Annotated in this window: 7 protein-coding genes and 1 pseudogene; 2 read left to right on the forward strand and 6 right to left on the reverse strand. The window is 66.5% G+C overall.

Going from position 1 to position 10,618, the window contains the following annotated elements; all coding sequences use genetic code 11:
- Positions 1-108 precede the first annotated feature (108 nt).
- A complete protein-coding gene (locus G4D87_RS25400; RefSeq protein WP_163784819.1) occupies positions 109-1,050 on the forward strand; it encodes a peptidoglycan-binding protein in 942 nt (313 codons plus the stop codon).
- A 50-nt stretch (positions 1,051-1,100) separates the two neighbouring features.
- The gene (locus G4D87_RS25405) at positions 1,101-5,102 is read left to right on the forward strand and encodes an IPT/TIG domain-containing protein (protein ID WP_163784821.1); all 4,002 of its coding nucleotides are present in this window, start codon (positions 1,101-1,103) and stop codon (positions 5,100-5,102) included.
- Between the two features lie 40 nt (positions 5,103-5,142).
- On the opposite strand, the pseudogene G4D87_RS25410 reads toward G4D87_RS25405, so the two are convergent.
- The 6 genes and pseudogenes from G4D87_RS25410 to G4D87_RS25435 all read right to left on the reverse strand — a co-directional run.
- A pseudogene (locus G4D87_RS25410) lies at positions 5,143-5,262 on the reverse strand (dTMP kinase); the annotation flags it as partial.
- A gap of 106 nt (positions 5,263-5,368) precedes the next feature.
- Positions 5,369-6,454 carry an MAE_28990/MAE_18760 family HEPN-like nuclease gene (locus G4D87_RS25415; RefSeq protein ID WP_163784823.1) on the reverse strand — a complete coding sequence of 362 codons (1,086 nt, stop codon included), beginning with the start codon at positions 6,452-6,454 and terminating at the stop codon, positions 5,369-5,371.
- A gap of 30 nt (positions 6,455-6,484) precedes the next feature.
- On the reverse strand, positions 6,485-7,786 hold the full coding sequence (locus G4D87_RS25420; protein ID WP_240358597.1) for a DUF262 domain-containing protein: 1,302 nt from the start codon (positions 7,784-7,786) through the stop codon (positions 6,485-6,487).
- A gap of 20 nt (positions 7,787-7,806) precedes the next feature.
- The gene (locus G4D87_RS25425) at positions 7,807-8,895 is read right to left on the reverse strand and encodes a DNA methyltransferase (RefSeq protein ID WP_163784825.1); all 1,089 of its coding nucleotides are present in this window, start codon (positions 8,893-8,895) and stop codon (positions 7,807-7,809) included.
- A 621-nt stretch (positions 8,896-9,516) separates the two neighbouring features.
- On the reverse strand, positions 9,517-10,182 hold the full coding sequence (gene tmk, locus G4D87_RS25430) for a dTMP kinase (RefSeq protein ID WP_163784827.1): 666 nt from the start codon (positions 10,180-10,182) through the stop codon (positions 9,517-9,519).
- On the reverse strand, positions 10,179-10,517 hold the full coding sequence (locus G4D87_RS25435) for a hypothetical protein (RefSeq protein WP_240358598.1): 339 nt from the start codon (positions 10,515-10,517) through the stop codon (positions 10,179-10,181). Before G4D87_RS25435 ends, tmk begins: the two co-directional genes overlap by 4 nt.
- Positions 10,518-10,618: the final 101 nt, after the last annotated feature.

Genomic DNA, 10,618 nt, shown 5'->3' on the forward strand with positions numbered 1-10,618 from the left:
CCCCCGCCCAGCCCCCAGGATTCGAGCGCGGCGAAGCTCACCCAACTGAAGGCCGCGAAGGCCGCCGCCACGTCCAGCTCCGCCGGGGGCGACGTCATCCTGCCCTGCATGAAGGCGGCGCTGCAGACCCTGGAGGTCACCGTCGTCGACCTGGAGGGGAAGCCGCTCGACGACATCCTCATCGAGCTGCGCAAGAGCCCTACTCAAGCCCTGTCCGCCAGGACCGACGCGGCGGGGACGCTGCGCTTCCAGGGCCTCGCGCCGGGGACGTATCAGCTCGGGCTGCTCGAACTGGACCAGGACCGCTGGGAGCTCATCGGCACTGAGCCGCTGTCGGCGGAGCGGGCCGCCTGTCGCGGCGAAGCCAGTTGGACGGCGCCGCGCCCCGCGACGCAATCAGGCCCCACACCCCACGTCATCCAGCAAGGCGAGTGCCTCTCGACGCTCGCCCACCAGCACGGGCTCCACGCGGATACCGTCTGGGACCTGCCAGACAACCGCGACCTCAAGCGCCGGCGGAAGAACAAGAACATCCTCCTGCCCGGGGACACCATCATCCTCCCTCCACGCCGGCTCGCGCTGCGGGACGTGGCGCCTTCGAACGCCTATCGCATCCGCCGCAAGGATGCGGCCGAGGAACTGCGCATCCGCTTCCTGGACCGGCAGGACCGGCCCCGCGGCGGAGCCTCGTATCTGATTGCCATTGACGGCCCGAATGGCACCGAGGAGCGCACGGGGAAGACGGATGGCGACGGCTTCGTGCGTGAGTCCGTGTCAGCGAGCACCACCGAGGTCCGGGTCACCCTGGGCCAGGAGCTCGAACAGGAGACGTTCGTCTTCCGCGCGGCGCACCTCGACCCGCTCGACACCCTCTCCGGCGTGCAGGGGCGGCTGACCAACCTGGGCTATCCCTGCGACAAGGATGAGGGGAAGTTGGGCGCCTTGACTCGCCGCGCGCTTCGGGACTTCCAGCGTGATGAGGGGCTCAAGATGACCGGTGAGCCGGACGCAAGCACCCGCGCGGCCATCGAAGAAAAACACCTCGCCTAGCCACGGCGTAGCAAGCATGGGCCGTGCACGCATGGCCCGGGGAAACCAGCGTGCCCATCACCATCACCCATCTCGATGTCGACCGCTGCTCCGTGGACGGAGGCGAAGAGGTCACCCTCACGGGAACGCTCATCCAGGCGGGGGTCACGGTCACCTTTGGGGGCACCAGCGCCACCGTCATCGGGGTCACGCCGCCCACCCAGATCAGGGTGCGCACGCCCAAGCGGGAGCGGGCAGGACAGGTCACCGTCACGGCGACGAACCCCGACGGCACGTCTGCCCCGTGGGCCACCCCCTTCGAATACTGCCCGGTCGTGAGCAAGTGCAGTCCCGACGCGGGGACCATCGCGGGCGGCACCCAGGTGACGGTCACCGGTCGGGGCTTCATCGCCGGCATGGTGGTTGACTTCAACGGCGCCGCCGCGGCCGCCGTCAACATCATCTCCGCCACCGAGCTGACCTGTCAGACGCCTGCCAACCCCGTGGGTGCGGTAGATGTGGACGTCTGGACCAGCGCGGCGCGCACCGCGGGGGGGCGCTGCGGCGATGGCTTTTGTTACAGTGGACCGGCGACCACGGGGGTCAGTCCGCGTGAGGTGCCGCTGGCAGGTGGGACGGACATCACCCTCCAGGGGCAGTACTTCGGCGCGGGTGCGACCGTCACCATCGGCGGAGCACCCGCGACCCTCGTCGTCGTTCAGTCCGAGACGCAAATCACCGCGCGCACGCCCGCGCATGCCGCCGGGGCCGCGAACGTGGTCGTCACCGTCGGGGCCGCACCCGTCGGCACGCTGGCGGGGGGACTGACGTACGTTGGCGCGGCGCTGACCGCCATCACGCCCGTGCTGGGGCCGGCGGCCGGTGGCACGGTCGTGACGGTCCAAGGCCGGCGGTTCGCCAACGGCGCCGTCGTGACCATCGGCGGAGTCAACGCCGTGCCCACGGTCTGGGGCGACGCGAACACGCTCACCGCGACGGCCCCCGCCCTTCCAGCGGGCGAGCATGATGTCGTCGTCCAGAACCCGGGCGAAGCCGCGGTGACCCTGCCCCGGTGCTTCAAGTCCATTGGCGCCCCGGTGACCGCTGGGGTCCAACCCCCGCGAGGCGGGACGGCCGGCGGGACCGCCGTCACGCTCACGGGCAACCACTTCGCCGAGGAGGTGAACGTCCGCATCGGAGGGGTCGCGGCCACGAATGTCGTCAGGGTCTCCGCGACCACCCTCACGGCCACCGCGCCCGCGCACGCGGCGGGGACGGTGGATGTCGAAGTCCAGAACGCGGGCGGCGCCTGGGTCACGCTCGCCAACGCCTTCACCTACTCGGACGTCAGCGCCGTGGAGCCGAACCGGGGGCCTGTCGCGGGAGGAACGGCCCTGGTCATCCGGGGGAGCGGCTTCGACCCGGCCGCGACCGTCACCCTGGGAGGAGTCGCCGCGACGGGGGTGGTCTGGCGCTCGGCCAATGAGCTCGCCGCCACCACCCCCGCGCACGCTGAAGGGGCGGTGGACCTGGAGGTGCACAACCCCGGGGGCGCGCTCACCCTCGCGAACGGCTTCTCCTATTCGCCCGTCACCGCCATCGATCCCGCCGCTGGCCCGCTCGCGGGAGGGACCGTGGTGGTCCTCCGCGGCGGCCCTTTCGCGGAGGGGACGACGGTGGAGTTTGGAGGGCTCGCCGCCGCGGCGCTCGTCCGCCGCTCAGCACAGGAGCTGGCGGCCACCACGCCGGTGGGCGCCGCTATCGGGCCGGTCGACATCACCGTGCGCCACAACGCGGTGGTGAACCGGGTCGCCGGTGGCTTCGTCTATCAAGGGCTCGCGGTCATCCACGCCATCGAGCCCCGCCAGGGCGCGCTCAATGGCGGCACCCCCATCACCCTCACGGGCGACCACTTCCAGGAGGGCGCGACCGTGACGGTCGCGGGGCAGCCCGCGACCCACGTCCAGGTGGTGTCGCCGACCACCATCACCGCGAGGACCCCTTTCGGCCCACCTCCAGGCCTGGGAGGGCTGCGGGTCGCCTCGGATGTCGCTGTCACGAACCCCGGCGCCGCGCCGGTCACCGGTGCCGGGCGCTACACCTACCGGGACGCGGCGCGGCTCATCTCGGTGGCCCCGGCGCGAGGCCCCGTCGGTGGCCGGTGGGTCACGCTCACCGGGCAGAACTTCACCGCGGGCACGCGGGTCTTCCTGGGCGGCACCGAGCTCACCGGGGTGACGTTTGTCGATGCCCAGCACCTGGAGGTCCGGCTCCCGGGACACGCAGCGGGCGCGGTCGACCTCTCCGTGCAGAACCCCGACGAGCCCCATCGTACGAACTTGAACAATGCCTTCACCTACGTGACCACGCCCGCCGAGACGGGCGACAACGAGGTGGTGTTCATCCTGGACGGGGAGGCGTACTTCCATGAGCTCCGGTTGCTGCTGGAGCAGGTCCGGCAGGCGCCGCCAGACCCGAACACGTATGTCCGCCTGGCCTTCTGGATGATTGAGCCCTCGGTGACGGTGGGTGACGCGACCTGCTTCGAGCAGCCCCCCCATCGCTTGCTGACCTACATCGAGAAGCTCGTGCGGGCGGGGCACGACGTCGACGTCATCGCCTGGCATGCCCCGAAGCATGAGCGGCAGTTCAACGACATGGCGGACGGCGTCGCGAAGGCAAACGAGTCCTTTGCCGAAGCCATCCGGCGCATCGACACCGACGCCATCGCCACGGGCCCCGAGGTGGGACGCGCGCGAATGTTCCTGGAGCGCTACGAGGGGGACCTCGTCGGCGCGGCGAACCATCAGAAAATCGCGATTGTCTCCATCGCGGGGCAGCGCACGGCCCTGGTCGGCGGGCTCAACCTCTCCAACCACTACTTCGCGCCCCACAACCACAACGGGGGCCAGACCTGGCACGACACCGCCGTGCGCCTCCGCGGCCCGGTGACCGACGACGTCGAAGCGGAGTGGATGCGGCGCTGGAGACGGACTCACGACGTGGCCACCCAATGGGTGTGGAACGCCTTTGGGAGCGGCGGCGACGTCGTGGCGCGCAACTACGCCTACTGGTCCAGCACGACCGTGAAGCAGCAGGCCGTCAGCATCCACGAGAACACCACCCGGCAGGCGCGCCACCCTGACAACCGCAGCGTGAGCATCGCGCTCACGCGCTCCGTGGGGTCGACCCGCTACCGCCACATCCGAGACGCGGTCATCGAGCGGATCAACGCGGCGGACGACTACCTCTACTTCGAGAACTACCACTTCGCGGACCCCGACCTGCTCCAGGCCGTCTACCGACGCCATGAGGCGCGGAGACTCGCGGGTCACGAGCTGAGGGTTGTCATCGTCGTGCCCATGCAGGGCGGCACCATGGCGTACATGACCCGCCGGGCCTGGCTGCACATGGTGCTGCGCTTCCGGAGGCCCGATGGGACGCCCTACTGCCGGATGGTCAGCTATCTCGATGACGCGGGCACTGCTCGACAAATCGACCGCACGACGTGTGCCACCTGGAACGTCGTGGACAGCTTCGACACCAACAGCCCGACACCCGGACTGAGGAACCGGTGGCTCGAAAACGATTGCATCCAGTTCCAGCCGACCCTGGCCGACCCCATCACGACGGTGCCCCTTCACAAAGTCACCACGGTGGAGGGGGATCTCCACTTCTACTCCTGCTTCAACCCGGCTGGCGCGGGCAACGTCTATGTGCACTCCAAGGTCGCCGTCTTCGATGACCGCTGGCTGGTGTGTGGCACCGCCAACTGGTCCTTCCGCAGCATGCAGTACGACGGGGAGATCGCCGCCTTCGTCGACTCACCCCACGTCGCGCAAGGGGCACTGACGGACCTGCTCGGCCACTACAACCCGGGATACGCTGTCGACCCCACGACCATCGAGGCGGCGGCGGCCTACAACCTCAACCATATCATGACGATCGGAGGGCACTACGGCGGCGCCCCCTATGCCCTGCTCCCGCTCTTCCACCACCTGGCGCCGGGGCTCGACATGGGGAGAGCCATGCCAGCGGTCGCCAGCGACGGGCCGAACTTCACGTGGACCTGAGGCAGGACGGCCTGCCAGGCCTCCGGAGGTTCGCGCGCCGTCACTTGCGCTTCAGCAGCTTGCGAATCTCCACCAGCGACGCGGTCGTCACGGCCTCGATGCCCTGCTCGCCGTCGATGTGGACGATGCGCTCGTGCGGCTCCCGGCGGCGGATGGCGGCTGTGCTTGCCCCGATTGCGTGGCTCACCCAGTCATCAACAAACGCGCGCCGCAACACTACACGACGTGGTTCGTGGCCCTGTAATTCCGAAGATCCGTGACAACGATTAAGCAGAGGGCGCGACTGTTTCATCCGGTCGACCCCACACGACGTCATCCTCGTCGGCGAGGGCAACGAGAGGGGCGCCCTTCGGGCACTTGAAATCGAGCGCCACACCGATGCCGTTCGCCGCTGCATCGCCCGGCTCGATAGCCTGCACGTCGGCGTCGGCGACCTTCATGCTCTGAATACGCCCCCAGCGTGCGCCTCTCCCATCAATAAGCACGAACACCGGCTGGCCAACGAAGAGTCGCTGCGCTGGTTTCTCGATCACCACGACCGTACCTTTCTTGTGCGGACCATCGCCTTGTCGCTGCACGAGCTGGATGCCCTTTCCAGGCACTGCATAGTGGTCCCGCAGATACCGCCCGACCGTCATCGCGAAGACGGACCTCGAAAACGCCTCGATGAACTGAATCGCGTCACGCATCTTATCGGCACCGAGTAGGTCGTCTGGGTTGCCACCACGATGGGCGACTTGGTTTCGACGCTCAACGATGTCCTTGAGCCACTCCTCGACGGTCGCACTGGGAACACCGTCCTGCGGCCGAGCATCAAGCTGCTGCGCATTACAGTACCAATCGAGGAGATAGTCAGCCCAACGAACGCTGTCACAGACCGCCTCAATGCCGACCGCTGCAAATACCCTGTCGATCTCGCCCGCGCGAAGATTCTGGTCGTGTGCAACGACGGCGACCTCGTTTAGCGCGTATGGGTTCGCGCCGTTCAAGCAGTCGAACAAGTTTTTGACGATGCCCAACTCGCTCAGACCAGCGTAGCGGCCTTCGCCGATGCGCCCGCGTGACAAAATCTCGGCGGTCCGCGCGAGGTGTTTCTTGACGAGCTTTTTCGGCAACTCGGCGTACTGGACGCGCCGGGATTCGAGCTGCACGTAGGCCGTCACGAGATTCTCGATAAACTTCTCGAACGACGCGTATAGGGCAACGGCATATGCGGCGTAGTCGAACCGGCGGCGAATCGAAACGTACCGCCGCACAAGCGAATCTTGGTGGCCGGATAGTGCCAAATTGACGGGGGCGATCGACGCTACGAGTGCCCTCAGTTCCTCCATCTCCTTCGTGAGTTCATCCAACGTGGAACGCACAGGCAGGCTCCGTCGCGATCAGGACTTCTTGGTCTTGGCGATCGCGGCAGCGAAGGCCTCGTTCACGCAGCGGTTGCGCGCTTGGGTGTCGGCGAAGTTTGTGCGGCGCCCCGAGAAGAGTGCTTCGTTCTTCACGTACATGGCCTTGAGTTCAGCCCGAAGCACGGCCTTTTTTGCTACGAGCTTCGCGCGGTGTGGGACCACGTCAGGGCTATTCGCTACGTACATGAGCGGGTCGTAGACGATTTTGGTCGGTCGCTTCGAGGATCCGATCACAGCGAAGGCTTCTCCCTCCAAAACATCCCAGAAGAAGCCGACGGTCGCCTCGAACATTGAGCGGTACTCCGCGAGGAGAGAATCGGGGAACCGGTTGCCCCTGACAATGAAGCGGTCAAGGAACTCGGAGATCTTGTTCAGCCCCGCCTTGAACTCGTCGAGCTGTCGGTAGGCGAAAAAGCGGAGTACGAGCTCGACGTCCTCCATCTTCTCAAACATTCGCGTGCCCGCCCGCGTCGACGCATCAACTGTGTCCTCCGTTTCCTCGTCTTCTTCCTTCTCCTCGGTCACGGGCTCGAGCGGGATGCCCCACATGCGTCGAAACTTCTCATTCTCCGACAGCTCAAGGCAAAGCTTGTTGAGCGGGCCGTTATACACCGCGTTGCGCGTCTCTTGACTGCCAAGCTTCACGCCACCCGAGTTGAGGCGCTCGAAGACCATTTTCTTCAGCATCGCGGCATGCTCCTCGCTAGCCGCTGTCTCCTTGAGGAGGATAATTGACGAGATGTAGCGGCGGTCGATGCCGTCGCGCACCTTCGACGGGAGTTGCGAGTATTTACGACCGTCGAGATCGGACCAGTACTGCAGCCCCGTGAGTTCGAACTTATCAGCGTAGAAGTCGCTGAGCGCGGTCAGGCGCTGACGTCCGTCCATCACCTCGAATCGAGCGAGGTCGCGCTCATATAGGAAGACCGGCGGCACTGGCACGTTCATCAGGAAGGACTCGATGAGTCGCGACTTCCGCACGACGTTCCACCGATGTCGACGCTGGTACTCGGGGTCGAGTTTGTAGCGGAGCTCCTTCTTGCCGCCTTCGCCCTCAATGGACTCTTGCAGCATGGTAAGAATGCCGGCGAGCGGGTATCGAGCCTGCTCTGTGACAATGCGGATCTCGCCCTTGGCGTAGCGGCTGTTCAGCTCCTCGTCTGTAGCCTTAGCTTTTGTCGAATCGTCGTCGAACGAGACCTTTTCGCCCTTGAGAAGGTGGCTTGCCCTCGCCGTTTGATTCTTAGCACCTGTCGCCGGTCGCTTCTGTTTTCCCATCGTCACTGAATCGCTCCTCGTCACGCTCGGCGACAGTAGACGTCATATTCGGTGATGCCCTTCTTCGGGACTGCATGGAACTGGAGCACCTGCCGTCGACCACTGTCCGAATCGGGCACGGCCTTTGCCGTCACCATCCTCCAGCCCGAGTCGACTAGCGACGCCTTCAACACGTCCATCGGATCGGCCTCGCGGTCGTGGATTCCGCCGTATCGGATGATGAGGCGTGCGTTCTTTGCCGTTCGCGAGGCGACATTCTTCCAGACGCGGCCCATCTCACTGGCAAAGTGGTCGGCCCCTGTGTGTTCGAGTTGTCCCTGCGGTTGACGGTACTCGACATAGTCGGGGCCCCCAAGGAACCAGAGCCGCAGCCACTGGTCCGGAAGGTACGTGCGCATGCCGTAGTACGGCGGCGACGTCACCACGAAGCATGCCTTGGGAACGTCGTTGAAGGTGTCAGCCTCTCGGCTGTCCGCTAGCTGCACCATGCCCTCGACACTCGGCGGCGGCTCGGCGAGGTAGCGTTCGGCCCTCGCCTTGATGATGGCCACGACGTCAACGTCGTCCGGGTACATCTCTCTCTCGGTCCAGAACTTCACCGCGTAGTTGGGCTTCGGCGCGAACGTCCTCGGCGACTGATTCGAGAAGTACGACGGCGTTCCCTTCGGTCGTGGGCCGTGGAGAGCACCAAGGATGATCGCTCGCAGCAAGATACGTGTCGGCGATGAGCAGTCCGTGAGCAGTGCGTGCCGCAGTTGGCAGAGTTGGACGAGAGTTTTTTCGTGGTAGGCGAGCTTCCAGAAGTCCCCTTGGGGCACGTCCGTCGGTACCTTCGTCGTCCTGAGGAGGAAACGCGCACTCGCGATGATCCGACCAGGGTCCGCTGATGCGAGCTTGGCCTGCGCGAGTGCAGCCGCCACGGGGCTACTGTCGATGCCAACCGACGGCATCTTGAGTAGGCGCGCCGCAAAGTTTGTGGTGCCGCGCCCGCAAAACGGGTCGATGACCCACTGCCCGCGCTTGCCGTGCTCCTTGAGCACTCTCAGCGGGAAGTCGAGCGGATACATCGTGTAGTACGGGCAGATGGCGTTCAGGGCGTCGAGGCTCATGGGTAGGCTCCGGCGCTGAAGCAAAGGGTTGGCGTCCCCGATCTCAGGGACACGTTAGACGGAAGGCGACGGGCGCTCGCCACGGCTACGACTCCTACCGCGTTTTGGCTGTGCCTACCCAATATTCCTTCGCTGCGTCATACGTGCGTGCACCTACCCAAAATTCGATCTCTGCGCCATGGCGGTGAGGAAGACTCGCCCGTCGCTGTCTAGCTCCAGTGCTGACGAGGCAGGGGCGGAATCGATAAGGGTACTGCGTGATCTTGAGGGTCGGTCGGGCCTCCCCCATCAGCCCGTTCTAACTCTCAAGGACTCCGGGAAGCGGAGCAGGCGAGGGCCAAACAGAAATGGGGCCCCTGCCTCATCAGGTCGACGGACCCTGTCCCAGGCCGCGCCAACTCTCCCTTCCTGCGGCGATCGAGGGGCTAACCTCGGCCCGTGCATCTGGGCAATTAGCGCATGAAGCAGGGAGGCGCTGCTCGCCACGTGCAGCCCGGAGCACCTCGGAGTTGGAAAACGTCGCGCCATCGCCTTGTCCAATCGACGGACGCCATGCCTGCCCGGCCAGCTTGGAGCAGCCCGAGCTACCGCCAGTTGCAGGCAGGCCACTTCCCAGCCAGTTCAGCGCTTACGCTTCAGCAGCTTGCGAATCTCCACCAGCGACGCGGTCGTCACGGCCTCGATGCCCTGCTCGCCGTCGATGTGGACGATGCGCTCGTGCGGCTCCCGGCGGCGGATGGCGGCCACGTACTGCTTCGCAATCCGCCGCTGCGCCTCGTCCGCCTCGAACAGCTCCGCCGCCCCGCCGCGCGCCTTGCGCCGCCGGGCCGCCACCTCCGGCGCCACGCCGACGAACAGCGTCAGGTCCGGGGACACCGCGCAGGCATTCACCGCCTCCACCCACTCCATGGGCAGCGACGCGCCCTGGTAGGCCAGCGACGACAGGACATACCGGTCACACAGGACGAGTTGGCCCGCCGCCAGCGCCGGCAGCACCCGGGCCGTGAGGTGGTCCGTCCGGTCCGCGGCGAACAGCAACGCCAGCGTCTCCGGCGCCAGCGGGCCCGCCCCACCGGGCAGTCCCAACCGACCCGTGAGCGCCTGGCGAATCAGCGTCCCCACGGGGCCGTCGGACGGCTCCCGCGTCGTCAACACCGAGTGCCCCTCCGCGCGCAGGGCCGCAGCGAGCCGCTCCACCTGGGTCGTGGTGCCAGCCCCATCCAGCCCCTCCAGGACGATGAAACGCCCTGGACGGCGCGCGGCGGCCTTCTTCCGTGCGGCGCTCACCGGGGCAGCAGCGCCGAGGGGTCGTCCAGCCGCAGCTCGCTGCGCAGGGCCAGCATCGACTCGTATTGCTTCAGCTCGTCCACCAGGACCTTCCGGCCCGTGCGGTAGCTGATGAAGGCGTAGACGAGCAGCGACACGGCCACCAGGGCCGCCGCCCACGCCAGCAGCGGCGTGCGAAGAGAATCGTAGAAGAGCTTGCCCGACGCCCCACCCACCAGGAGGGCAATGACGGTGGCCACCCCCGCTCGGGCGAAGCGCGTCGTGCTCTCGCGGGTGGAAAGACTGGCTTGGAGCTGGTCGAGCCGAGCCCGGAGTTCCTGGGTATTGGAAGTCATCACGGCGCCAAACACCCTACATCACTGTCACGGTCGCGTCGAGTCGGCGCCTACCCACCGGCCGGCCGTAAGGCCTCCAACGGCCCCCTGCCCACCTCATC

The organism is Myxococcus vastator (assembly GCF_010894475.1).
Taxonomy (GTDB): domain Bacteria; phylum Myxococcota; class Myxococcia; order Myxococcales; family Myxococcaceae; genus Myxococcus; species Myxococcus vastator.

Coding starts and splice junctions, on each gene's coding strand:
- G4D87_RS25420 (WP_240358597.1), bottom strand. CDS start 7,786: ATGGGAAAACAGAAGCGACCGGCGACAGGTGCTAAGAATCAAACGGCG.
- G4D87_RS25400 (WP_163784819.1), top strand. CDS start 109: ATGAAGGCGGCGCTGCAGACCCTGGAGGTCACCGTCGTCGACCTGGAG.
- G4D87_RS25425 (WP_163784825.1), bottom strand. CDS start 8,895: ATGAGCCTCGACGCCCTGAACGCCATCTGCCCGTACTACACGATGTAT.
- G4D87_RS25435 (WP_240358598.1), bottom strand. CDS start 10,517: ATGACTTCCAATACCCAGGAACTCCGGGCTCGGCTCGACCAGCTCCAA.